The following is a 26849-nucleotide window of genomic DNA, read 5'->3' on the forward strand; positions in this document are numbered from 1 at the left end:
TTGAAAGAGGGCTAGATCACTTCTCTTAATTTCGTATTTCTTCATAAATGCGGCGTTTGTAGCACCCTATCTAGTGTTGCACAGATGTTGCATTAAATCTTGATTTAACAAGGAATGCAACAGATTTCCTATTTTTTAGAAAAGGATTGAGCTTTTGTATGGCAGCAGATTAATATAGTATAAGTAAGCGTTTTCAATATTTTGATAATGAAGGAGGATGGGAGAACGTGATGAGGAAAAGTATAATCTTTTTGCTGGGATTGGTACTTTTATTAGGGGCTTTTGTGGAACCGTTTGCGCAAACTCGCAATGCGGAAGCCGCAGGGGAAAAAGTGTATGAGAATGTAGTACTGCGAGGGCAGGCGCCGTTAAGCTGGGATGGCAGCAATAACCCGCTGACCTATGATGAGACAGAAGGTGTATGGAAAAGCGGCCCGGTTACGTTAAATGGAGGTATAACGTTTGAGTACAAATTTGTTATGGACGGCAGCTGGCTTGATGGAGAGAACTTGCGTTTTTCTGTACCTCAAACAGGGGACTACATCTTTGTTTTTGACACATCTGATGAGCGGAAAGTGGATGTGCGTTTAGCGTCTGAATATACTGGATCGCTTACCTTACAGTTGACCGTGCCAGATGAAACGCCTGAATGGGTGGTGCCGACAGTGGCAACGAGTGAGAACGGCTTTAGCTACAGTGTAGCGCCGCTTGAGCGCAATGGAGACATTTATACAATTGAGCTGTTTGGTGAAGCTGGACAAGAACTCGAATACGTCTACGGGCTGGGTGATCAAAAGTACCGCGAAGTCATTGCGGAAAATCGTAAAGCGGTTTTTGCTGAAGAAGGCAAAGTGATTCATGATAAGGTCACAGAGTGGACAGGATTGCCCGTAGCAAAAAATGTAACGCATCAATTTAATCATGACCCTTACATACCGTCACCACATGAGGACGTGACCGTAAGAGTTGAGGTAGAGCATTATGGCCCGATTGATCAAGGCGGTATTTACTATACGACAAATGGAGAAAGTCCTGCAGGTGCGCGGGGTGAAGCTGCTACTGGAACATTTTCACCTTTAACATTGATTGAAACGAGTGAAGAAAACGGATTGAAGCATTCTGTCTTGACTGGGATTATTCCTGGACAGAAGGATGGGACACCGGTTAAATACGTAACAGACGTATGGGCAGCAGACGGTGCAGGGTCCCAGTATGCGGACACGAACAGCCTGACGTCTGAAGAAGCGACAGAATTTGCCTATTACGTAGAGGATTATTCTTCACCTGAATGGGCGAAGGAAGCAGTCATTTATCACATTTTTGTCGATCGCTTCTTTGATGGAAATGAAGAAAATAATTATGACGTAAACCCAAATCTGCCTGTGGAGGAAGGATTAAAAGGCTGGATGGGTGGAGATCTTGAAGGCGTTATAGAACAATTGGATTACATTGAGGATCTTGGGGTGAACACGCTGTGGCTGTCACCGGTATTTGAAGGTCCATATTCGCACGGCTATCACCCTGCTGATTATACAGCGATAGATCCGAGTTTTGGTACGGTAGAAGTAATGGAAGAGCTAATAGAAGAGGCGCATGACCGCGATATGAAAGTGATTTATGATTTCGTTCCTAACCATACCTCCAGTCAGCATCCATTTTTCCAGGATGCATTAGCAAATGGGGTAAATAGCCCGTACTATGACTGGTATACGTTTTATGAGGATGGAAGCTATGAAACCTTTTACGGCATTGGTGAGCTGCCTCAGTTTAATAATGACAATGAAGAAGCGCGTGACTATATGCTAAATGAAGTGGTGCCGTTTTGGCTGGAGGAGCTGGAATTTGACGGTTTCCGCTTAGATTATGCGAAGGGTCCAAGCTTCAGCTTCTGGGTGGACTTCCGCGATAAAGTAAAGTCGATTGACCCTGATATGTATATATTCGGTGAGGTGTGGGACAGCCGCAAAACGATTGCTTCTTATGGAGGCAAGCTGGATGGCGCGCTTGATTTTTCCTTCCACGACACATTTAAAGGAACCTTTGCCTTTGGCGGTTCCATGGAGTCAGTGGCGAACTATGTACTGGAAAATGAACAAACATACCACCCTGAATTTGTTCCGACGACGTTCTTGGATAACCACGATGTTCCGCGCTTTCTATATGAAGCTGGAAATGATCCAAATAAGCTTAAGCTTGCTTCCTTTACCCAGTTTATGCTTCCGGGATCACCCGTTATTTATTATGGAACGGAGATCGGTATGACGCAAAGTGCCAATCATAATGATTATTCTGATTGGAGGGACCGCTGGTATCGAGAAATGATGATATGGGAGGAAGAGAAGCAAAATCTTGATCTCTATGCCCACTACGAGGAAATGATTGAGCTTCGAGGAGAATATGAGGCGTTGATACATGGTGATTTTAGTGTACTAGAAGTCAATCATGATGTGCTTCTTTTTGAACGAAGCATTGAGGATGAGCGTGTGATTGTGGCTGTTAATAAAGGTACAGCAGCTGCACTTGCGTTGGATGAGGAATTAATGCTCGAGAACATTCAAACAGGAGAGCAAATTAAAACGAGCGAGCTTACCCTCGAAGCTGCTTCATTTGCTGCGTATGAAGTAATGAATGAAGAAATCGAATCTGTTACACTTAGAGGAGTGGGCAAGGATGCTGAGCTTTATTTTGATAAAAAAGAAGGGGTGTGGCGTTCGGAGCGCATTCACCTGAAAAACAAGAAAAAAGTAACATTCGAGTATGTAGTAAATGGTGAGAATTCGACAGGTTCATTAATTTTCACACCAAAAAAAGGCGGACCTTATGAATTCATTTTTGACCCGCAAAAACCAACGAAAGTCACAGTGCTGCACACTAGCGATAAAAAGGGTAAAAAATAGACAAAAGAAGAAGTGCGTCCTTGCGGCGTGCTTCTTTTTGGTTTGTTGCAGTTTATAGTACAAACTTTCAATTGAGAAAACGGCCTCTATAGTTAAGCGAGTAAATGCTATGCTTGATCTAAGTCTCAATGAAACTCTATTTGCATACGAACCGCATAGGAACGAGATGATGGAAGAGGCAAAAAGACAAATAGATGAGTTTCTGCACCTATTGTATCCATTAAAGATGGTGTTGCGGTTATCCCGTTAATTGGTACGATCGATCATGATAGAGCCGCATATATACTAGAAAAGGTTGTTCCAAAAATTGCTGAATTAGACCTTACATGTCTTGTTGCAGATTTTTCAGGCATATTAATGTTTGATATAGAGATCGCAGATTATTTATATAAGATCGAGGTTATTCTAGCTTTATTAGGAATTGATACAATTGTGACCGGTCTCCGTCCTGAGCTGGCTCGAACAGTTGTGGATGCTGGTATTGATATGTCTTCTATAAACACCTTTGCCCACGTTAAACAAGCATTAGAAAGTATTGAAAGGTAGTAAGCTTATCATTTTATGAAAAATCTAACAAACTAGTAGGAATTTTCTCCGATGATATCGAAATACTTAGGAGAACGAAATAAATGCAGTAGGAGGTTTTACACCAATGCTAACATTTTCTAAGCCTGATGTAGAGAATTTTTTCCAGACGTTTGGTATTCAGACTTTTACCGTGAGTCCCGATGAGTCACAAATCGTTTTTAGTACAAATTTAAACGGTAAGTACAATCTATGGGCGATGGACCTGCCAAATGTTTTTCCATACCCATTAAGCTTTCATAACCAAAGCTGCGAGGCGCTGGCGTATGATAAAAATGGGAAATTTATTATTGCTGTTATGGATAAGGATGGCGACGAAAACGGGCAGATTTATGCATTGCCGCCACAGGGTGGGGTTTTAAAGCCGATTCGTATACAGGAAGGCGCTCGCCATATGAATCCGATGATTTCTGAAGATGGAAGTAAACTATACTACACGTCGACAAAGGAAGATGCCACTTTCTTAAAAAGCTATATTTATAGCCTTGCATCTGGAGAAGAGGAGGTACTCATCCACGGAGAAGACGCAGCTACTTTTTTGCTGGCAAAAAGCCCGGAGGAAAAAAGCTTTGCTTACATAAAGACCTATGCCAATACATATGCCCTAGCTTACGTAAAATTTGAGGGTGAGGATATTCTTCTTACCCCAAATACAAATCCGCAGCATACGGTCTCAGATGCAGTCTTCGTTTCTGAGACAGAAATCTATTTGATTACGAATTACCAAGAGGATTACTCTTACTTAGCTAAATTTGATTTAGACAAAAAGGAATTTTTAAAAATAACCCAGCTTGAGAATGAAGACTTCATTGACTTGAAATTTGATAAATCAACAAACTCTCTCTATATTGTCAGTCAAAACGGTGTTAAGGACAATTTATTTAATTATCAATTATCAAATGAAACGATTGAAAAAATAGATGCTCCTATAAGTGTTATTGAACAATTGTCAGTTTCCAAGTCAGGCAATCTGTATTTATTAGGCCGCTCTGCAACTCGTCCGTTTAATCTTTATCAGCGCAAAAATGGTGAATGGACTTCTTTAACAAACTATGGGGTTCCGGGTGTAAGAGAAGAGGATTTAGTAGAGCCTGAGGTCGTTTCCTATCCTTCATTTGATGGATTAACAATTGAAGCACTGTTTTTTAAAGCGAAACAAGAAAATAGCAATGGTCATGTCATTTTATGGCCGCATGGCGGACCGCAGCATGCGGAACGAGCCTTCTTTCGCTCGCTATTCCAGTTTTTAGTGCACCGTGGATACAGTATTTTTGCGCCTAACTTCCGGGGGTCAACAGGATACGGGCTCGCCTTTACAAAAATGGTAGAAGGCGATTGGGGACACGGACCAAGATTGGATAACATTCATGGACTGGAATGGCTTATTGAACAGGGCTATGCTGATCGTGATAAAGTTTTGCTGATGGGTGGAAGCTATGGCGGATATATGGCATTGCTGCTGCACGGAAGACATCCTGAATACTTTAAAGCAGTCGTTGATATTTTTGGTGTAAGCAACTTGTTTAGCTTTATCAAATCCGTGCCGGAACATTGGAAACCGATTATGAAGCAGTGGGTTGGTGATCCAGCTGAGGATAAAGAAAGACTTGAGAAAGATTCTCCTATTAACTACCTTGATACAATGACCAAGCCGATGCTTGTCATCCAAGGAGCAAAGGATCCTCGTGTAGTTAAGGCAGAATCAGATCAAATCGTTCAAGCATTAAAAGATGAAGAAAGAGAAGTGGACTACCTCGTACTCGATGATGAAGGCCACGGCTTCTCCAAAAAAGAAAATGAAATCAAAGTGTATCGCAAGGTGCTGGAGTTCTTTGATCAGCATATTTAAATGGTAAAATCAGCCGCTTAAGCAAAGCTTAGGCGGCTGATTTTATTTTTGATTGCCCGGGAAATGATAAAAAAATAACAGCTTTTGCAGCGGTCCATTCGGTTTGGCTACGCTAACGATCATGGCTGGCTTTAGCGCCGGGTTGATTGGAGCTGATGTGGGAGAATCCTGCTTAGTAAAGTTTGTCAAAGGAAGACCCAACACTCACGACATGAGCCAAGGAACCTCTCGGACTGCCAGCGGTAAGCGAACACCTGAAGAGAAAATAACAGTTTAAATGAGGCGAAAAATTGACAATTCTCACCTTGACAATCACTGCATATCAGACAAAAGGATGAATGATATACAAATAAGAATTGAATTATGCGTCAATAGGTGCAAAAAAATTTTTAATTACAGGTAAATAGTTTTAAATATTGGTAAATTTTCTAAATTTGTATGGTGATAGCGATTTCCTTCTTATAACATAATAAGTGTTTCACAACTACAAAAATCGGAGGTTAGAAGGATTATGAGTCGATTAATGAAGCAAGTCTCTCGTTTTGTCGTGGTGTTGCTTGTTCTCGGTTTAGCATTTCCTTACATGCAAGCTTCAAAAGCAACTGCAGCCGTAACAGAAACTTTTGATACACTCGATTTAACCGGTTCAAGCTATGTAAATGGATCATTTACTGGCGTAAATAACATCACGTGGACCTACACAGGAGGACGAATTTCAAACAGTGATGCATCATACAACATTGATGGAAAAGGAATCATGTTTCGCGATCCTGGAGCAGGCATCTTATCTTCAGCTATTGATGGCGGCATTTCTTCCTTAAGCATTGCTACAAAGGCTGCATTTACATCGACAAATACCCGTCAGCTGGAAGTGTATATAAACGATCAACTGATCGGTATAACTGAAAATGTACTAGCAGGAGAGGGAGCTTCAACCTTTACCTTCGAAAATATTAATGTAACAGGGCCTTTTACATTAAAATTTGTCAAAGTCGGCTCTGGTTCACAAATTGTATTAGATAACATAACCTGGACTACTAATGAAGAGGATCCTACGAGAGTTTCTCCTGTAACAGCGAGCATTCCAAGCGGACAGGTGATCTCAGGGGAAAGGGTGGAATTTTCTACATCTACACCGAAGGCGGAAATTTATTACTCATTAAACGGTGGCGAAGAGACACTTTACACAGGTCCAATTGAAATGACAGAGAATGCATCGTTTACCATTGTCGCACGTGCAGCTGATTTAGAGGATAGCGCTCCAGCAGCCTATGCATATACGGTTGTAAAGCTTTCTACTGTAGCAGAGGCTAGAGAACAGGCAGCAGGCTCAACGGTTTCAACGTCAGGTATTGTAACAGCGGTGTTCGCCCAAGGCGGCGCAAATAATATTTACATGCAGGATGGTACAGCGGGTGTCGTGGTTCGTTCAACAGCTGTTGTTGAGATAGGGGACCAGATTCAGGCAGCTGGTGTGATCGAGGACTATAATGGCCTTACACAAATTAGCGCGCTGCCTTCAGATGTAACGGTGAAAGGTCAGACTGAGGTGCCTGCGGCGGCTGCAGTGCCTGCAACTGGGCTAGCTGAAGCACAGGAAGGAACACTTGTTGAGGCGAAAAACGTGACGATTGAATCTTTTGCAAGCGGTAATTACAGTGGAAAGGATGAAAATGGACAGCCGATTGTGATTCGTCCGGTTGATCCTTCCATTACGTTTGATACAGGAAGCACGTACGAGTCCGTTGTGGGGGTGGTAGGAGAGTTTGGAGGAACATATCAAATCGTTCCGCGTTCTATTAATGACATCATTGAAGACTCGAATCAAGTGAGCGCCGTTACAGCAACACCAGCAGGAGGGTTCATTGCATCAGGCGATAAGGTCGAGCTTGCGACGCAAACAGAAGGCGCTGTTATTTATTATACAATAGACGGTTCAAGACCAACTCCATCAAGCACTTTGTATGAAGATGGCATAGTGATTACACAAAACACAGTAATTCAAGCAATTGCTGTAAAAGAAGGTATGACAGTAAGTAAAGAAGTGTCCTTCCAGTTCATTATTCAAAAGGACGAAGTGCGCATCCATGACATTCAAGGGGCAGACCACTATTCACCTTATGAGGGTCTCTCGGTAGCGGATGTTCAAGGTGTGGTCACTTATGTAGTTAACCGAAACAGTTTCTATATGCAATCGCTTGAGCCGGATAACGACCCTCGCACATCGGAAGGCCTCCTCATATACCGTCCAAATCATGGCATGGTAAAAGGCAATCATGTAAAAGCAAGCGGTACGGTAATGGAGTACTTTGTTGAGGGGTATGCAGACCGGGCGCAAAATGATTTGCCAGTGACGCAAATTAATGCAACAGGTGTTCAAAAGATTGCGGACATTGTCCCGCTTTCGGAACCAATTGTCATTGGCGGACCAGATGGCGTGGATATTCCAACACAAATTATTGATAATGATGGTCTGACAGCCTTTGAACCAGAAGAGGATGGTATTGACTTTTATGAAAGTATTGAAGGAATGCTTGTCACGGTAGACGGGGCAACAGTGAGCGGTCCTCAAAGGTATGGTGAAGTGGCTGTTATTGCAAATCACGGAGAAAACGAGATCTACTCTCGTGCTGGCGGTGCATTGCTAAAAGCAGATGACTTCAATCCGGAGCGCTTGACACTCGATCTTAATGACGAGCGATTAGTTGTAAAGTCAGGAGACATCATGGCATCACCCGCTGAAGGAGTAATGAGCTATGGATTTGGAAAATATAAAGTATTAGCGAGTGAAGGAACGGTACCAACGTTTGAAGATGGAGGTCTGCAGCCTGGGGCTACAACGATTACACCAGATGAGAATCAGCTGACCATTGGAGCTTACAATATTGAAAATTTCTCAGCCAATGCGTCGCATACAAGTGATGAGAAAGTAACCCGCATTGCCCAGTCCATCATTTCAGATTTACATTCACCTGATATTATTGGGCTAGTTGAGGTACAGGATGGCAGCGGTCCAACGGATGATGGAACAGTGGCTGGTGATGAAAGCTTTCAGCGATTAATTGACGAAATTGCAAGACTTGGCGGTCCAGCTTATACATTTACTGAAATTGCGCCCAAGGATAAGCAAGATGGCGGACAGCCAGGAGGAAATATTCGAAACGGCTTCCTGTACAACCCTGATCGCGTTGAACTGACGGCAGGAGCGCCTGGAAGCCCATCAGAGGCTGTAGGATATGAAAGTGGACAGCTAACCTCAAACCCTGGAAGAATTGATCCTGCTGGCTTTATGAATACACGTAAGCCGCTTGCGGCACAGTTTACCTTTAATGAGGAAGACGTCATTGTAATAGCGAATCATTTCAATTCAAAGGGCGGGGATCAGCCGCTGTTTGGTCAAAATCAGCCGCCGGTACTAAGCAGTGAAGCGCAGCGTATAGAGCTTGCTCGCATTGTGAATGGCTTTGTTCAGGATATAAAGGCTGATACCCATGATGCAAATGTTGTGGTGTTAGGAGACTTCAATGATTTCGAATTTTCTAAGCCGCTTGAGGTACTAAAAGGCGAGGAGATGACTAACTTAGTCGAAATGGTACCGCAAGAAAAGCGTTATACGTATAACTATGAAGGAAATGCGCAGGTTCTTGATCATATTTTAGTGACGAATAATCTGGCAGATCGTTCCGAAATTGACATTGTCCACATTAATTCTGATTTCATGGAACAGCATGGCCGTGCGAGTGATCATGACCCGCTTCTTATGCAGGTGGATTTAACACCGCATCCGGAGCAAAAGGTGATTCATCTTAGTGACTACAAGGGCAAAAAAATCAATGTTTTTGAAGATAATGTCCACATAGTAGCGGATAAAGACGTTAAGATTAAAAAAGTCGCCGTAAGAGGAACCAATGTGACGCTGTCAGGTGAAGGATTGAAAAAGCTTGAAGTTAGTTTACACACACTTAAAAAAGACGGAGAATATGACTTTACAGGTGCTGAGGTAAAAGAAGTCGAAGTAAAGCATAAAAATGTTTCCATTGTTAGAGGAGCAGAAAATATTAAAAAGCTTGAGGTTAAAGGAAGTGCTAAAAAGGCTGACATTCAATATTTTGATTCAGAAGGAAATGAAATCGATCCGTTTGAAAAAGGAAAATCTAAAGGAAAGAATGCAGCTTAACGGCTGAGACGAAACAAGGTCTGGTACAGCATGTGCCAGACCGGTTTTCGTGAAGTGTTTAATAGCAGCTGGTTGAGATTTACTACTTGTACGAAAAGTCTATTTCTTCTTTGCTGGTACTTATGGTAATGTTTTTCTTAGAAGGAAAAATTGCAGAGCGATGTCAATTCCGTCAACATGGTTCCTGTTAAAGGAGGAAATAGAGTGAACAAAGCAGACCGAATAAAGAAAATGAGGGTACCAAATGCAAAGGGTGCACATGAAGGGCGTCTCCCGCCAGGACAGGTGCTGACAGAGAAATTTCCAATTCTGCATGAAGGCGATATCCCGGACTATGATATGACAAAATGGACGTTAAAAGTATCTGGAAAAGTAAACAAAAAAATCACGCTTAGCTATGATGACTTGCTAAAGATGCCACAAACGGACGTGTTATGTGATATTCATTGTGTGACGAGATGGTCGAAATTCGATACGACCTTTACAGGCGTTCTTTTTAAGGATTTTGTGAAGGAGCTTGGGATTGAACCAGAAAGCAAATTTGTTATGCTGTACGGAGATTTTGATTATACATCCAATATTGAGCTGAAGGATTTAATGATGGACAATGTGCTGCTTGCTCATTCCTATGAAGGCAAGCCGTTAACGGACAAACACGGCTGGCCGCTGAGACTAATCGTTCCGCATCTTTATTTTTGGAAAAGCGTGAAATGGCTGCGTGGATTTGAATTTGTTGATGTGAATGCACCAGGTTTCTGGGAGCAAAACGGATTCCACCTAAGAGGCGACCCGTATACAGAGGAACGGTTTTCAGAAGAAGGCTACGAGATGCCGGAAGATGAATGGACAAAGAAGGAATATGATTGATTGACAGAGAGACAGGGAAAGGATTCCTGTCTCAGACTGTTGACAAACGCTCGCTTTCTTCGTTAATCGCCTTGCTGCGGTGCTCATTACCATCCCCGGAAACTCCGCTCCTCACAAGGGTTCGTGCCTCGAAAGACAAGCGTTTTCAATTCAGTCTGAAAGGCTAACAATTTTACTTTGTCTACACACTGAGACAGGGAAGGTATCCCTGTCTTTTTCAATTGGTTCAATTTTCAAATAACGGCATTAAATAAAAGTTGAAAAATTCTCAAATATAAATAAAATAGACATATGATTGAAATTGATTGATTAATTATAATTTTGTTATATAATTTAGTACACAAAAGCATAAAAGTGTTAAAGTGACGAATAAACATAGGGGGTATGAAAATGAAAAAGCCATTGAAAATAGGTGCTGCTTTATCAATGACAGCTGTCTTGCTATTAGCTGCATGCGGCAACGATGATACATCCAGTGAAGAAAATGCTACTGATAACGGGGCAAGCGGGGAAGAATCATACACAATTGGGATTACACAAATTGTGGAGCACCCCTCATTAGATGCAGCTACAGATGGATTCAAAAAAGCATTTGTAGATGCAGGGATTGATGTAACCTTTGATGAACAAAATGCTCAAAATGATCAAAATAATAGCCTAACGATTGCACAGAAGTTTGCAGGTGATAATGTGGACTTAATTTTTGCTAATTCAACACCAAGCGCTCAGAGCTCTTTGAACGCAACAACGGATATTCCGATTGTTTTTACATCGGTAACGGATGCGGTTGGCGCTAATCTTGTAGAAAGCATGGAAGCACCTGGTGGAAACGTAACGGGAACAACAGACACACATCCTGAAGCAATTCCGAGTACAGTTGATTTTATGGTTGAGCAGCTTGGCGTTAAATCGATTGGGATGGTTTACAATGCAGGGGAGTCAAACTCTGTCGCACAGGTTGAAATGGTGAAAGAAGCGATTGAAGGAACAGATGCAAAGGTTGAAGAGGCGGCTGTATCTACTTCTGCTGATGTGAAGCAAGCAGCAGAATCGCTTGTAGGAAAAGTAGATGCATTTTACATCATTACAGATAACACAGTTGTATCAGCCTTAGAATCTGTTATTGGCGTATCCAATGACGAAGACATTCCATTGTTTGTAGGGGAGCTGGATTCAGTCGCGCGCGGCGGTTTTGCGGCTTACGGCTTTGAATACGGAGATATTGGCTACGAAGCAGGACAATTAGCGATTCAAATTCTACAGGATGGAACTGCACCTGCAGATCTGCCAGTACAATATCCTGGGAACTTGAAGCTGTTGATAAATAAACAAGCAGCAGAAGAAATGGGCATTGAGATTAAACCTGAATGGGACGATATTGCTGAATATATTGAATAGCAACAGTTCAAAAATGAGCGGCTTTCTTTCCGCTCATTTTTGTTCTTATTGGAAACATTGATTGAATAATGTCGAAGTAAAGGAGGCTAAAGGATGTTTACGTCCATATTTAGTTCAGTTGAAGTAGGACTTATGTTTGCAATCATGGCGCTTGGCGTCTATTTGTCTTTTCGTATATTAGATTTTCCTGATTTAACGGTAGATGGCAGCTTTGTGACAGGAGCGGCTGTTGGTGCCATTTTAATTGTGAACAGCACAAATCCCTTTTTAGCAACGGCTCTTGCTTTTGGAGCAGGTTTTATTGCGGGCACAATCACAGGTGTTCTGCATACCTTTGGGAAAATAAATGCACTATTATCCGGTATTTTAATGATGATTGCTCTATATTCGATCAATTTACGTATTATGGATGCTCCGAATCTATCCCTGCTTCAGCACGACCATATTTTCACAAAATTAAATGAAGCGTGGGGCAATACAGGTATTGATGCTGCGATGGCTAGCTTCTTTACATCAATCGGGCTGTCCGATTTTATTCCGAAAACATGGGTTATTATTATCGTAATGATCATCTTTGTTCTGTTAATAAAAGTATTGCTTGATTATTTCCTAAAAACCGAAGTTGGTCTTGCGCTGCGTGCAGTCGGTGACAATCATTTAATGATTACGTCCTTCTCTGGCAATATCAATTTTTATAAGGTGTTTGGACTCGGCTTGTCGAATGGGCTGGTTGCACTTTCAGGAGCCCTAATTGCACAGTATAACGGTTTTGCGGACGTGAATGGCGGAATTGGTATGATCGTAATTGGTCTTGCATCCGTGATTATTGGGGAAGCGATTTTTGGCACCAAGAACATTGTTCGTGTAACACTTGCAGTTATTGTTGGGGCTATTATTTATCGCGTCATAGTAGCGTTGGCGCTTCGCGTTGAATTTCTTGAAACGGGCGACTTGAAGCTTATTACCGCGGTTATCGTAATACTAGCTCTCGTTATGCCGCAGGTCATTGCGAAGCAAAAAGAAGCGAAACGGAAAAAACAGCGAAGAGCTCGTTTAGCTGGATAAGGAGGGGGAGACCATGCTAGAACTAAATGGAATTCATAAGATTTTTAATGAAGGAACTCCTGATGAAAAAATTGCGATCGATCATATTAATTTAAAGGTTAAACAAAGTGATTTCATTACCATTATTGGGAGTAACGGTGCTGGAAAATCCACACTTTTTAATATTATAGCAGGAAAGCTATTTCCCGATGTTGGGGATGTTTTAATTGAAAATAAAAAAGTGACGAATCTTCCAGAATATAAGCGAGCGCGTTACATGGGCCGTGTATTTCAGGATCCAATGGCAGGCACAGCCCCAACTTTATCGATTGAAGAAAATCTATCGATCGCGTACAACCGTGTCAAAACGCGTTCATTTCGACTTGGCGTCAGCTCATCCCGCCGAACGCTGTTTAAAGAGAAGCTTGAAACGCTTGGACTTGGTCTTGAGAATCGTTTGGAGGCGAAGGTAGGCTTATTATCAGGAGGAGAAAGACAAGCGCTTTCCCTCCTGATGGCTACATTTACAAAACCTAAGATTCTATTGCTGGATGAGCACACAGCGGCACTTGATCCATCGCGCGCTGCACTTATTACACGCTTAACGAAACAAATCGTTGAGGAAGAACAGCTGACGACCATCATGATTACCCATAATATGCAGCAAGCGGTTGATCTTGGTAATCGTATTCTAATGATGGATAAAGGTAAAGTTATTTATGAGGCAGCAGGAGAGGAAAAACAAAAGCTCACGGTGCCTGACTTGCTAAACGAATTTTCAAAAATGAAATCTGATGGAGCAGAATTATCGGATCGTACATTGCTTGGATGATTGATAGATGGAATGCTAAGGAGTGGGGTAGAACCTGCTCTTTTTTTGTAGAAAAAAGGAACAGCGATTGGTCCCAATTTGAGGAGATTGTAAAATACACGTATACTTATTTGTGAAGCCTGTATAATCATGGTAAAAAACATACATACAATATTGGGAGGCAGAAAGAATGATGAAAGAAGCATTGATCGAGCGTTTAACGAAATACGTAAAGATCGATACACAATCAGATGATGCGAGCAATACTTGTCCGTCAACAGAGGGACAATGGGATTTACTGCGTCTGCTTGAGGTGGAATTAAAGGAAATTGGCATGGAAGAAGTGACGTTAGATAAAAATGGCTATTTGATGGCGACATTACCAGCTAATACTGATAAAGAGGTACCAACCATTGGATTTTTAGCACATGTCGATACCGCTACAGATTTTACCGGAAAAAATGTAAATCCACAGCTTGTTGAACGTTATAATGGCGGCGACATTCTATTAAATAAAGAGCTAAATATTGTTTTATCCCCTGTTGAATTTCCAGAGCTTGCCGAATATCACGGACATACCCTTATTACAACAGATGGAACAACGCTATTAGGTGCTGATAATAAGGCGGGGGTTAGTGAGATTATGACAGCAATGGAGTATTTAATTCAGCATCCAGAAATCGAACATGGGCGCATTCGTGTCGCGTTTACGCCGGATGAAGAGATCGGCCGCGGTCCGCATTTGTTTGATGTAAAAGCCTTTGACGCCGAATATGCTTACACGATGGATGGTGGTCCGTTAGGAGAGCTTGAGTATGAAAGCTTTAATGCAGCGGGGGCAAAGCTCACAGTTCACGGTACAAACGTTCATCCTGGAACTGCGAAAGGAAAAATGATTAACGCTCAAACAATCGCTATGACATTTCATTCAGCACTTCCACAGCATGAGGTACCAGAGCACACAGAACAATATGAAGGCTTTTATCACCTATTGTCCTTTAATGGCAGCGTAGAGCAGACGATATTATCCTATATTATTCGAGATTTTGATCGTGAGCTGTTTGAAGCGCGAAAGGCATTGATGGAGCAAATCACTATAGATCTTCAGCAAAAATATGGAGAAGATCGGATCAAGCTAGAATTGAATGACCAATATTATAATATGCGTGAAAAAATCGAACCTTTTATGCATATTGTTGATACTGCCCATGAAGCCATGACGAATCTTGGAATTGACCCGATTATCCGTCCGATTCGAGGAGGTACCGATGGTTCTCAGCTTTCTTATATGGGGCTTCCAACGCCAAATATTTTTACCGGTGGAGAAAATTACCACGGTCGATACGAATATGTATCGGTTGATAATATGGAGAAGGCAACGAATGTCATCATAGAAATCGCTCGTTTAGCTAAATAAATCGCATTAATAAAAACCCGTTTTTGAACACAAAAATGGGTTTTATTTATAATCATCTTTAGTTATAAAATTCTTATAAAATGAGATGGGAGGTTATTAAAATAAAGGCTACCCCTCAATAAACTCCGGTTTTTGCCGAACTAAATTGAGGGGCTCTTACTGACTTTTTAAAAAGCCCCTTGCCTTATCCGTTCGTGATTCAAGGGTATGGTATCAGGCCGACTGTGGCGATAAGTCGACGGTATATCCTAAGCGCTGTAGACTTTTGAGCGCTTTTTGTTTTTTAGCTTCAAGCGCTTATATTGTGTGGTGCCTTTCTCTTGATACATTTCTTGTTTGGTCAACAGATGATATATGATAACCAATAAGGTACGGGCAATCGCAACACGCGCTATTTTGGCACCACGTCGAAGTTTCAATCGTTGATCTTTTTATGGTAATAATTAGCTAATCAACAGTCGTGAGATGATATATACGAAGTGTATTGGAGAAACCATAAAGAAGCGCTAAATGGACAGCCTTTTGGAACTGAACCTCCGTGGGTCTGTATGATTCATTTCACTACACATCCTATTTATCTTCATAACTATTTTATGGGTGATGTTACAGGCGAAATGCTTTCAAAGGTATTTAAGCAAAAATACGGGGGAGACATGACAGATAAGCCTAAAGAGTTCGGAGAGTTCTTAACTGAGCAGGTGATTAAGCCGTTCTGGCCGTTATAAATACAATGAACTATTTAAGAGAATTAGCGGCGAAGATTTTTCTTTAAAGCTTATGATGTGGATAGAAGAAGAGCATGAGGATAAATTTTTTAATAAAAATCCAATATATATAAAAATATTAATTATTTACACATGGTTTAATTTTTAACATTTTTACAAATATATTAAATATATTAACAAGTATATTTGTTAATATAAAATCTAATTTAATTAATTTTCTTTGGGGTTTACCATTACTGAATCACATATCACACTTTGGTTAGAATTAAAACTGAGAAGGGTATCTGTTATCATTTTGGTCTAGAGAAGAAGCTTATAACGTGAATTGTTTAATGCTTTAGTGGGAATATCTTTGTGAAAGCAGTTAATAGAGTACATTCTTTAATATGATGTACTCCATTATGCAGTATTGTTCTTATTAGGAGTAATCAAATTGAGTGGCATTAGCATTGGGGTGTTTACGGACTAGCGCCTGTCAATGTCTTTGCTTAATAATATAACTTCCAACTAATCATTGTTACACGATTTTTTAAAATAGGCAATGCGTAGAAAGTTTTTATGCGCATTGCCTATTTTTTTGAGGGTGACGTATATAGCCCCATTACTAAATGGACTACAAGAAAGGCAGAAGATAGGTATTAGGAAGTATAGAAAATTATTTAGAAGAGGATAAGGACAGGGTGAGAAAGGTTCTTTTTACATGCATACAATTATGTACACAAGTAAACAATATGTTTTCTTTTTGTTTGCAATAACGTATACTTGTATACAAATTAGTATACATCCTTTAATATCAACATGTGTACAAAATATATCTAATGCATACATTATTGTATACATGTTTTCTTTTTTGAACACAACTTAAGCATCATTGACGTATCTTATTTCCTTCTTTAATATTTAGTATAAAAGGTAACAGTTTAAACATTAGTATTTACTACATATTTTGAAAGGGATGGTAAGATTGAGTAACACGAGGATTGCAGCAATAGATGTAGGAAACGATTCAATTAAAGCTTTGTTTGGAAAAATGGATTATGAAATAAACATTCCAAATGTTATGGCAAGAGACACGGAAGACCGTCCTGTAATTGGAATCGAAGAGTTGAATGAAAAGGATCCTCTAGATGGTATCCATATTCGTGTACACTCTCCTGCCCTGATGGAAAATAACGCGATTTACCGGGTTGGAAATCTGGCAACAAAAAGTGACAATGCGGCAGAACTAGATCCTGGAAGCAGTAAATCAGAGGAAGATCAAACGCTTGTAATGCTTTTTGCTTCTTTAGCATTGGATGCAGTGAGACAAGAAAACTCAAGGATTTTTAAGAAGAACAATAATGTAGTGGATGCGAGCTATACGCTTGGAACCGGGCTACCTCTTCGTGAAGTTAAGGAAGGGAAAGACGTAGGCTATCGTTCACAGCTATTAGGCTCTGTTCATCAGGTGGAGTTTCTAGTAACGCCGAAATATCAAGGCTTAAAGGTTAATATCAAATTTGACCAAGTCAAGATCTATCCTGAAGGGTTCGCTGCTTATATTAATTTGGTAATGGATAATGAGTTGAATATTATTAACCGGGATCTCATTGATAAGAGAATCCTTATCCAAGACATTGGCGGATTATCTACTGATATAGCGGTTATCAAAAACCGCAATGTAGACGATGATAAGGCTCAAGGCTTTAATCTTGGTGTTTCTGAATCTCTTGAAGCGATTAGAGAAGAAATTAGATCTAAACACGGTGTGGAGCTGGATAGCCGAAGAGATGTCGTTGAAATTATTACAAAGAAAAACGATCGTAATCATATTATGGTAAAAGGAAGTCGGACAAGCGTACATGATATAACGGACCGCATTCTTATGGATTTAGCGAAGAAGGAATATCGTCATCTTCGTAATGTTTGGAAAAAGAACTCACAATCCGAGATTTGTTATTTTGTAGGCGGCGGTTCTATGGTTCTAAAGGAATATCTTAAAACATTGAATAATAGCTTAGACGGATATAATATTGAGTTTTTTGAAGATGAAAAAGAAAGTATTTGGATGATGGCAAACGCCTATTACAAGCTAATCTCAGATTATCACAGAAAAAACAGCAAAGAAACACATGAAAAAAAGCATGAGAAAGCTGCTGTAGAAAAATAATAGGGTGATTCCATGGACAAAAAGGGGAAGACAGGCATTCAGAGAGGGCAGGCGATTACATTTCGTCTGCCGTCTGATACACCTGATCATATTTTAAAAGAACTGCAAAAGTTAAAGGAAACAGAAAGAAGAAACTTTTCCAGTAGAATAGCACAGTTTATTTTAGAAGGGGTTAGCAACGCCGTATCAAAAGAAAGAGAAACTGTCACCATCCCCCTTCCTAAGCCACTAAGCAAGGAACAGCGCAACTGGATAAGGCATGCACATTCAGAAGCACTATTAGGAAGCATCATTTATCAGCTTCTGGCGGATCCGGTAAGAGCAACCTCTGTATTAGCCTCACTTAACAGTAACGCATTGGATATAAACGATGCGTTATACCTGCAAGAAAGCGACAGTACCAATATAGAAAATAGTGAGCGTTTATTGAATCAGGACAAAATCAATCGTGAAAATGTGGCAGATGAGACGGAAGATGCTTTAATTGAACAAGAGTCTGATGACTTTGAAGATGATTTAATGAATTTTGATTGGAAACAAGCAATGGAAGAGAATACTTCTTCACAAGAAGATGATTTAGATGACGAAGAGAGTACGGATGACCTTCTTGGAGGGTTTCTTGACCGAATGAATAAATAAAGCAGTAAAAAAACGACACTTTTTGATGCAGGTGTCGTTTTTTTAACATTAACAATTAATATTTGATTTTAGTCTTTACTCCACTTTAAATTTGCGAACCAAGACATCCAGGTTATTCGACATATCCGTTAAGGATTGTGCAAATCATTAATGCCATTAATGATGGCTAATTGCTCTTCTGAAGCATTGGTTACACGCTGGGCGCTATCAGAAGAGATTTGTGATGTGCTGGCCATCTCTTAGACGGATGCGGAGATTTCCTCTGCTCCTGCTGACATTTCCTCAATTTTGATTGTAACTTCTTCAATTGCACGTAAAATCTCGTAAAATCTTGATCCAACATTATTAATCTTTTCTATTCCATTGTTTACTCTTTCGCGCTCGTAGCAACAGATTCATTGGTAGCACGGCTAATAATCACATCAGAGACATTTGATTTGCCTTCTAATGCCTGTTGAACATAATTCCGGTCACCGAGGTATATCGTGCTTTCATCTAAATATCTGGCAATGCCATCAGGTGTAACGACTGCGAAGGCCAAATAATCTAGCCGCTCGAAGTCTTGCTCCAGTGCTGTTTTTTGTATTTCCCAATCCATCGTTGAAATGGCATTTCGAGAAGCGATCGCATTGATTTCGGATAAACTGGTTGATAATCTCTCCTCTGCCAATAAAGCGCTGTCTTGAGCCTTGTTTAATAATGAATACTCTACTTCTTCGGTCAACATCTGGGATGTATTTATGTGCGCGATAGCGCCTAGGGTCACACTAACTAAAAGCAGTAAACTTCCAAATAATAGTAATAATTTTCTCCCAATACTTTTCAAAGCTGGCACCCTTTTTTAACGAAAAAAGTAATCTATTCATTTTTTCGACTTAATTAAACAATTATTAACATATAAACCAAGGCTTTATTACCAGGTAGAATGTTCTGTAAATTTATATGGGTGAAATTTAGTCTAAAAACAAGGTGACCAGCCTGAAAACGTTCTTTTCAAGCTAGTCACTTTGTTTATTCATGGCCGTTATATTAATATCCCTTTTTATAATCTACAACATTAATCGTTGGCGCTGCTTCAGCCAAATAATTTCTTAAATTTGGAATAAAGATATTTTCAATGACACGCTGTGTGTAATGTTCAGTTGAACCGGAAGTATGGGGAGTGATAATAACATTATTCATTTCCCATAAAGGACTGTTTTCATCTAAAGGCTCGTTTTCGACAACGTCAAGACCTGCTCCTGCTATTTGTCCTTCACGCAAGGCGTTAATCAACGCTTTTTCGTCAACCGTTTCACCACGGCCGATATTAATAAAAAAGGCGGAGGAATTCATCTGCTTAAATTGCTCGGAACCAAATAAATGATGGGTATCGTTCGTAAGTGGCAAGGCAACCACCACATAATCGCATCGTGGCAGCACTTTATGTAAACGATCAGTTGTGAACATTTCATCTACATGCTCTTCCGGCTGACCAGAATGCCGTACTCCCAATACGGTCATGCCGAACGCTTTGGCTATTTTGGCTGTTTCTTTTCCGATTGTGCCAACGCCAATAATTCCTACTGTTTTTTCATGCATTTCTAAGCTTAAGCTGGCGTGATGCCATGTTTTAGTTTGCTGTTGTCTGACGTAGGTATGGATATTTCTCGTTAAACTGAGCATGAGAGCGAAAATTGTCTCGGAAATGGGATAAGCATGAACGCCGTTTGCGCTGGATAAGAGAATGTTATTAGATTCAAGTTTATCTAACGGCATGCTGTTTACCCCGGCACTCCAGCTCTGAATCCACCGAAGCGTTGATTTCTCGTGAAGACAGGCTGCCTCAATTTCTTTTTTCCATCCAACAATCACTTCTGCCTGCTGTAGGTGATCTTGCCATATTGCGCGGTCCTTGCCGGAGATAATGGTCCATTCCGGGATCATCTTCTGTATTTGCTGAAGGTAGCGTTGTTCGATATTTTGAGTGATAACGAGTGTTTTCATATTGATCACTTGCTCCTTTCATTACTTTGATAGTAAAAGAGAATCGGTCCTGAGTATGGTGAATTTTATAATAAAGCATCTTATAAAAAGGTTTTGTTAAACTGGTCTGTTGATTTTCGCTCCAATCAACGCTGTGCAAAAATAAACTGTGGACTTTAACATAGCTTATGAAAAAGAATCATTCCTTACCGCTTTTGATCAACATTCAGTTCAATTAGATTTCCATCCGGATCGGCGCAGAAAATCTGTGCAAACCCACTTACACTGTTTGGTTTTTCTAAAACTTCAACATGATGTCCTTTTAGCCAGTTTAGGGTTTCCTCATAACTTTCGACTCTGAGGGCAAAGTGTCCTTCCCGGCTATTTAACCCTTTATTTGAACGAATGGTTTGTGAGGTCGGAAGCACAAGCAGGTGAAGCTGTTGCTTTCCAATTTCGTACCAAGCGCCTTCAAAGTCAAAAGGGGGACGCTTTAATTCTTTTAAACACAGGACTTCACTATAGAAACGCTTAGCTTCTTCTAAATTTGTTACAGTCAATCCAACGTGATGGATGGCCTCATACTTAATCAAAATGGTCAGCTCCTTTAGGTTTCAGGCAATTATACATTGATTAAAAGATATCATACTTTAGATAATTTGAAGATAGTTGCAGGCTGACAAATAACATCTTTACGCACTAACTACACTTTGGTGTTTTTGGAATGAATATTATGTATGCTGATGAATTATGAAAATCAAGTTTAGTGTTATTTAAATAGGGAATATGTGAATGCTAGTATGACAATTCTGTATGTCTTTTTGAGACAACTGATTTAACGAGAGGTGAAAACGTGAAAAATATTACATTAGTATTTTGGATGTCCATCATCATTTGTATGCTGTTGGTCGCATGGGGAATGGTTGCCCCGAATCAATTGGAACGTATTACATCTACAGTGACTGGTACGATTTCAGAACTGTTTGGTTGGTATTATTTAATTATTATCTTTATAATGCTGCTTTTTTGTATTTATATGATTTTTTCTCGATTCGGTAAGATTAAGTTAGGAAAAAAGGGGGAGCAGCCTGAATTTAGCTTGCTTACCTGGTTTGCGATGCTATTTAGCGCAGGAATGGGTATGGGGTTGGTCTTTTGGACAACAGCTGAACCGATTTCTCACGCCTTTATTAGCACACCTGGTGCTGAAACAGGGACAGATCGAGCCGTTGAGGAGGCTCTTCAATATTCCTTCTTCCATTGGGGTGTTCATGCTTGGGCTGTCTATGCGCTCGTTGCACTTGTACTTGCCTATTTCAAATTTCATAAAGGTTCTCCCGGTTTAATCAGTGCCACGCTGGTGCCGTTGTTTGGAGAAAAAAGCATGAAAGGATTGCCCGGGAAATTAATTGATACTCTGGCTGTTTTTGCAACAGTTGTCGGTGTTGCTTCAACTCTTGGTTTTGGGTCAGCTCAGATGAACGAAGGGATATCCTTTTTGTTTGGTACTCCTAACACATTTGGTTTTCAATTGCTAATTTTGGCAGTGGCCACCTTGCTATTTGTTGGTTCAGCATGGTCGGGGATTGGAAGAGGAATTAAATACTTAAGTAATATTAATATGGGGATTGCGTTTATCTTGCTGCTAATGCTGCTGATCGTCGGTCCTACCTTGTATATTATCAATATGTTTACAAGCACAATGGGGGGCTATATTTCGAATTTCTTTGATATGAGCTTCCATTTAGAACCGTTAAACGAGGGGAATCGAACGTGGGTTAATAATTGGACCATCTTTTATTGGGCATGGTGGATCTCCTGGTCTCCATTCGTAGGGATTTTTATTGCCAGAATTTCCAAAGGGAGAACAATCAAGGAGTTTATGCTTGGCGTTCTCTTCGTTCCATCTATCGTCTGCTTCATCTTTTTTGCTGTATTCGGTGTATCTGCTCTGCATCTTGAACAAAGCGGTATTGCAAAAATTTCAGACTTTTCGTTGGAGACAGCTACATTCGGCATGCTGGAGCATTATCCGCTTGGTACACTGATGTCACTAATAACTATCGTAGTCGTAGCAATTTTCTTTATCACTTCAGCGGATTCTGCCACATTTGTTCTTGGCATGCAATCAACAGGTGGTTCTCTCAACCCGCCTAACTCCGTTAAAATCACATGGGGCCTTATACAATCAGCAGTCGCTGCTATTATCGTCTATTTCGGTGGAACACAAGGGCTGCAAAATATACTCATCATAGCGGCACTGCCGTTCTCTCTCGTTATTCTATTGATGGGTGCTTCGTTCTATAAAACAGTCAAAATGGATCGAACCTGACCTCGTATGGGAGGACAGGTTCGGCTTTCTTTTTGGATGAGGGATTGAATGGAAGCCCATTAGTACATTACAGCAGGATGGGGTTGTCTTTTATGGAATTCATGATGTAGCTTTCAAAAAGCTCATCCTTAACTAACCATGCTGCATGTTTTCGTTTCAAAAATCTTTCCGCTTCATCAAAATTCAAGAAGGTTTCTTTCAGTTTTTTTCGATTGTGTTCAATCACCCATTTTTGATCATTCTGGTTTGGGAAAAGGAAAAATGTCTCTTCCTTTCGGTTGGAATACAAGGAACCGGAAGGAGAGCTTTTTATATTATATTTGTTTTTCCTTTCGTCTTCTCGGAAGGGTTCAAGATGAAAGGTACTAGTCACAAAGTGCTTAAAGGTTTCCTTGTTTAATGAACAACCAGAAGCTTTTGCATGTCCTCCTCCACCATAGTGGGAAGCGATTTTTGACACGTCAACATGGTCGTGAATGGTACGGAAGCCAATTCTTTTTCCGCCGATATTGATAATGGCAATATAGTCAAGGTGAGAACATTCTTTCCCAAGTTGATTTCCAAGGTCTGAATGGTAGGACTCAGCATAGACGATTCCTGCTAAAAACTTACCTATAGGTGCCTGGACTAGCTCGCGTCTTTTTCTATGGATGTATCGTTCCATTTTATTTTGTTCCATGTCGAGTATTTTTTCCTCTAATTCATCAAAGAAGAAATGTTGATGATTTTTAAGGCGATGAATCATTTTCTCTTCAAATTCGTCTGTGGCTACAAGAAAGAAGAGAGAATTAAGTCGTTGTGCTTCTCGATTATTCCTTTTCTCCCACTCCCATGTATCGTATTGCCTTACTAGCTCAACAAATTCATTTATGGAGCTTGAAGGTGCAAGTAAATTGTGGTTAATAAGGTATTCGTAAAATAAGGACGTCGCTGAAGTCAGTGTTCCCTCGTCACGTTTAACCACGACATGTCCCCAGTCGTAATCATTAAAATGAAGCGCCGTTTGATGATGATCGATCAATTGGAGCTTTCCGCCTGTTTGATAATATTCATTGAGTTTCTTTTCGTTTTCCTCATTTACAGCTAAATCAGTAATAAACAAGAACGTATTTTTATCGTTCTTTTCTAGAAAAGATTCCACTTCATGGTTGAGACTTGAAATGGAGTTATAACGGACTTTGACTTGATTTTCGAATGCAAGCTTTGCCAAAATACCGCATCCAACTCCATCCAAATCACTATGAGACAGGAGCTTATACATTTTTTCACCTCAGAAGATAGTATGGATCGATAAGGGTAAAAGTATTGAAAGGAAGACAGGTTTGAAGGTTTATTTTTTTCTTGGTGTCAATGTAAAAGGGAGAGGATTGCTTAAAAAGAAAGCTATGTTAAAATCCAATGTTGATTTTTGCACAACGTTGATTGGAGCGCCTTCGGCCCCAATCAACAGACACATTTAACAAAATCAAAAAGAAAAGCACCTGCATCAGCAGGTGCTTACTCTTGCATTAAATCTTAAATTTTTGAATTAATTCCTGCAGCTCGTCAGCTAATTTAGCGAGAGAGGCTGCTGAAGCTGTAATTTCCTCGGCAGAAGCTGACTGCTCTTCGGCAGAAGCTGATACTTGCTGAGTCTGAGCGGCTGTTTCGCTCGTTATATTACTGATTTGATCTACACTTAAAGCGATTTGTTCAATGAATGCTGCCATTTGCTGTGAAGCGGATGATACCTCTTGAATTTGCCCTGTTACGTCCACTACCGAGCTTTGAATATCTAAGAATGTCTGTTCAACAGATTTGATGGCTTGTATGCCTTTTGCTGATTGTTCAACGGTACCGTCCATCCAAACGACGGTTTGTTCTGTTTCACCTAGAATAGCCATGACTAGTTCCTTAATTTGTTCGGATGATTGCTTCGATTGCTCAGCTAATTTACGCACTTCATCTGCAACTACGGCAAAACCTTGTCCGTGCTCGCCTGCTCTAGCGGCTTCGATTGCAGCGTTTAAAGCCAGTAAATTAGTTTGGTTTGCAATTTGGGTTATGACCTCTACGATCTGCCTGATTTCCTTAGATCGTTCACCAAGATGTTTTATTTTTCCTGCTGCCTCTTGGATGTTTTCATTAATTCCTTCAATTTTAGAAATAGAAGAATCGATAATTTCAGCGCCGTCTTTTGCTTTATGAGTCGTCTCCACTGAAGCGTTTGATACGTTTTGTGAGTTAATTGTTACCTGCTTTACACCGGCGGTAACTTCTTTAATCAAATCAGAACTATTTAAAGCATTTAAGGATTGTTGCTCAGAGCCTGCCGCGACTTCTTGCATAGATTGTGTAATGGTTTCGCTTACTCTTGAAGATTGTTCTGATGCTGCCGATAATTCTTCTGATGCTGAGGCCACTTTTTCGGAAGTGATTCGTACTTGTGTAATCATTTCTCGTAAGCTCGAAAGCATGCTGTTAAAAGATGCAGCTAAGTCTCCAATTTCATCCTTGTTTCTTAATTTAAGAGGCTCAGCTGTCAGGTCGCCTTGAGCAATTTGCTGTGCTGTTTTTGAGAGCAGCTGAATGGGTTTAATCAGTTTGAAAATATAGAACAGCAGACAAATAGCAGAAACTAAAACACTTAACAAAATGACGAGAATGATTCCTGATTGAAGAGAATCCACAGCGCCCATATATTGGTCAATTGGTATGTAGGTCAGGATGTATAATCCGTTGTTTTCGTTTTGAACAAAGGAAGCCATGTTTTCTGCTCCGTTCAGTGTGAAGTAACCTGTCCCTGAATTTGCTTCATTCATCTGTTCGAAAAAATCTTTTGTGTCTTCAGCATGCTCATTAAAATTTAGTGTGAGTGTATGCTCGGTAAGATCGGATGCAATAACAAGGCCTGACGGATCCAGGATCATCGTATGTACATTTTGATCTGCTGTTCCTTCGACTAATCCTTCTGTCAATCTGCTAATGTCAACGGCAATTCCGAGAACGGAAAGCACTTCATTAGTCGATTGATCTACAATAGAGTTAGAAACAGCAATGACAGGTCTTCCGGTAATAGGTGAGTACATATAAGGACTGGCTGCTACGCCAGGGTTTTGAACCTGCTCATAATAATAGGCTTCTAGTTCTTTATCAAAAACGTGATCGACTGAGCCGCCGCCTACACCATCAATAAATATTCGATCATCGTATGACAGAAAAATATTTTCATACAGTCCGTTGGAATTGGCTAATCGAGTCTCCAGGTTTTGAGCAATCCTACTTATATTTGCTGGATTAATTTCATTGACAGCAGAGATATCGTTAAAAAAATCTGCTAAAAATATTTCATTTACAGTAGAATCAGAGATTTGAAATTGTAAATCAAAAACAGAATTCACTTGCTTGTTCTTTTCCTGGACAATTTTTGTTAAAGAGCTGCTCGCTTCCTTCTCCAGCGCATTAGAAGCTGAATAGCTCGTATAAATTAAATTAATCAGCATTGGAACGACAATAAAGAAAAGACAGATGAGAAATATTTTTATGGAAAGACTGTTTAACCTTAAGTGTCTTTGTTGCTTCATTTTATAACCTCCTTTTTATTCATTACGCGAGATTTTGTTAATTAAATAATTTTGGATACTGTATTAAACATATTTCAAGCAGCGGAGTCTGCGGTAACGAATAACGAGTAAATTAGCGGTTGGGAATAGGTTTTGTTTTATTCATCCTGATGTAAGGTATCCTCAACAATTGCCTTTAATTCCTTTTGAAACAATTCCTCGCTGCATACCAAATATTCTCCTCTTTTTTTATCGGTCCCATCTGGATGTTCTTTATTTGTCCCTGAAAATTTATTTTCAGTGTTATACATGTGTAAATCAAATCCTTTATTGTCCTTCATTCTGTACATCCTCCTTATCAGTATTAACTTGTCCTGAAGATAAAAAATTAACCGGTGTCATTTAATTAAAAACAATAAGTATGGTTACGCTAGGATGGGAAGGATATTTCA

General features: G+C 40.2%; 20 protein-coding genes. 14 read left to right on the forward strand and 6 right to left on the reverse strand.

Annotated elements, in window-relative coordinates; translation table 11 throughout:
- Positions 1 to 230 precede the first annotated feature (230 nt).
- The 13 genes from KP78_RS03715 (at position 231) to KP78_RS03770 (ending at position 18558) form a co-directional block, all read left to right on the forward strand.
- Positions 231 to 2897 (forward strand): alpha-amylase family glycosyl hydrolase, encoded by a 2667-nt coding sequence (locus KP78_RS03715; RefSeq protein WP_041087438.1) that lies wholly within the window; start codon positions 231 to 233, stop codon positions 2895 to 2897.
- Between the two features lie 219 nt (positions 2898 to 3116).
- Complete coding sequence (locus KP78_RS18960; RefSeq protein WP_268747506.1) at positions 3117 to 3443, forward strand: STAS domain-containing protein; 327 nt, start codon at positions 3117 to 3119, stop codon at positions 3441 to 3443.
- Between the two features lie 106 nt (positions 3444 to 3549).
- The gene (locus KP78_RS03725) at positions 3550 to 5331 is read left to right on the forward strand and encodes a S9 family peptidase (RefSeq protein ID WP_041086431.1); all 1782 of its coding nucleotides are present in this window, start codon (positions 3550 to 3552) and stop codon (positions 5329 to 5331) included.
- 103 nt (positions 5332 to 5434) lie between these two features.
- Entirely contained in the window at positions 5435 to 5608 is a 174-nt protein-coding gene (locus KP78_RS20255; RefSeq protein WP_162835569.1) for a hypothetical protein, read from the forward strand.
- Between the two features lie 234 nt (positions 5609 to 5842).
- Positions 5843 to 9508 (forward strand): chitobiase/beta-hexosaminidase C-terminal domain-containing protein, encoded by a 3666-nt coding sequence (locus tag KP78_RS18455; protein WP_052474522.1) that lies wholly within the window; start codon positions 5843 to 5845, stop codon positions 9506 to 9508.
- 204 nt (positions 9509 to 9712) lie between these two features.
- Positions 9713 to 10375 (forward strand): sulfite oxidase-like oxidoreductase, encoded by a 663-nt coding sequence (locus tag KP78_RS03735; protein ID WP_084219689.1) that lies wholly within the window; start codon positions 9713 to 9715, stop codon positions 10373 to 10375.
- 390 nt (positions 10376 to 10765) lie between these two features.
- Positions 10766 to 11773 (forward strand): ABC transporter substrate-binding protein, encoded by a 1008-nt coding sequence (locus KP78_RS03740; RefSeq protein WP_041086433.1) that lies wholly within the window; start codon positions 10766 to 10768, stop codon positions 11771 to 11773.
- A gap of 93 nt (positions 11774 to 11866) precedes the next feature.
- A complete protein-coding gene (locus tag KP78_RS03745) occupies positions 11867 to 12838 on the forward strand; it encodes an ABC transporter permease (protein WP_041086434.1) in 972 nt (323 codons plus the stop codon).
- Positions 12839 to 12851: 13 nt separating this feature from the next.
- A complete protein-coding gene (locus KP78_RS03750) occupies positions 12852 to 13649 on the forward strand; it encodes an ABC transporter ATP-binding protein (protein ID WP_041086436.1) in 798 nt (265 codons plus the stop codon).
- Positions 13650 to 13821: 172 nt separating this feature from the next.
- Positions 13822 to 15045: a peptidase T gene (gene pepT / locus KP78_RS03755; protein ID WP_041087444.1), complete on the forward strand. Its 1224-nt coding sequence runs from the start codon at positions 13822 to 13824 to the stop codon at positions 15043 to 15045.
- 479 nt (positions 15046 to 15524) lie between these two features.
- Positions 15525 to 15770: a hypothetical protein gene (locus tag KP78_RS03760; protein ID WP_041086439.1), complete on the forward strand. Its 246-nt coding sequence runs from the start codon at positions 15525 to 15527 to the stop codon at positions 15768 to 15770.
- 964 nt (positions 15771 to 16734) lie between these two features.
- Positions 16735 to 17919 (forward strand): ParM/StbA family protein, encoded by a 1185-nt coding sequence (locus tag KP78_RS03765; RefSeq protein ID WP_106388525.1) that lies wholly within the window; start codon positions 16735 to 16737, stop codon positions 17917 to 17919.
- 12 nt (positions 17920 to 17931) lie between these two features.
- The gene (locus tag KP78_RS03770; protein WP_041086440.1) at positions 17932 to 18558 is read left to right on the forward strand and encodes a hypothetical protein; all 627 of its coding nucleotides are present in this window, start codon (positions 17932 to 17934) and stop codon (positions 18556 to 18558) included.
- 367 nt (positions 18559 to 18925) lie between these two features.
- Here the strand turns inward: KP78_RS03770 and KP78_RS03775 are convergent, their stop codons facing one another.
- The 3 genes from KP78_RS03775 to KP78_RS03785 all read right to left on the reverse strand — a co-directional run bounded on the left by KP78_RS03775 (position 18926) and on the right by KP78_RS03785 (position 21116).
- On the reverse strand, positions 18926 to 19285 hold the full coding sequence (locus KP78_RS03775) for a PDC sensor domain-containing protein (protein ID WP_157841437.1): 360 nt from the start codon (positions 19283 to 19285) through the stop codon (positions 18926 to 18928).
- A gap of 302 nt (positions 19286 to 19587) precedes the next feature.
- Positions 19588 to 20550, reverse strand: a complete 963-nt coding sequence (locus tag KP78_RS03780) for a D-2-hydroxyacid dehydrogenase (RefSeq protein ID WP_106388537.1) — start codon at positions 20548 to 20550, stop codon at positions 19588 to 19590.
- A gap of 179 nt (positions 20551 to 20729) precedes the next feature.
- Entirely contained in the window at positions 20730 to 21116 is a 387-nt protein-coding gene (locus KP78_RS03785; RefSeq protein WP_041086446.1) for a VOC family protein, read from the reverse strand.
- 260 nt (positions 21117 to 21376) lie between these two features.
- On the opposite strand from KP78_RS03785, the gene KP78_RS03790 reads away from it, so the two are divergent.
- Positions 21377 to 22855: a BCCT family transporter gene (locus tag KP78_RS03790; protein ID WP_041086448.1), complete on the forward strand. Its 1479-nt coding sequence runs from the start codon at positions 21377 to 21379 to the stop codon at positions 22853 to 22855.
- Positions 22856 to 22922: 67 nt separating this feature from the next.
- On the opposite strand, the gene KP78_RS03795 is transcribed toward KP78_RS03790, so the two are convergent.
- The 3 genes from KP78_RS03795 to KP78_RS03805 all read right to left on the reverse strand — a co-directional run bounded on the left by KP78_RS03795 (position 22923) and on the right by KP78_RS03805 (position 26738).
- The gene (locus KP78_RS03795) at positions 22923 to 24116 is read right to left on the reverse strand and encodes a DHH family phosphoesterase (protein ID WP_041086450.1); all 1194 of its coding nucleotides are present in this window, start codon (positions 24114 to 24116) and stop codon (positions 22923 to 22925) included.
- A 247-nt stretch (positions 24117 to 24363) separates the two neighbouring features.
- On the reverse strand, positions 24364 to 26418 hold the full coding sequence (locus tag KP78_RS18460; protein WP_052474524.1) for a methyl-accepting chemotaxis protein: 2055 nt from the start codon (positions 26416 to 26418) through the stop codon (positions 24364 to 24366).
- A 137-nt stretch (positions 26419 to 26555) separates the two neighbouring features.
- A complete protein-coding gene (locus KP78_RS03805) occupies positions 26556 to 26738 on the reverse strand; it encodes a hypothetical protein (protein ID WP_041086451.1) in 183 nt (60 codons plus the stop codon).
- Between the last annotated feature and the right edge of the window lie 111 nt (positions 26739 to 26849).

This window comes from Jeotgalibacillus soli (assembly GCF_000829435.1).
GTDB lineage: Bacteria > Bacillota > Bacilli > Bacillales > Jeotgalibacillaceae > Jeotgalibacillus > Jeotgalibacillus soli.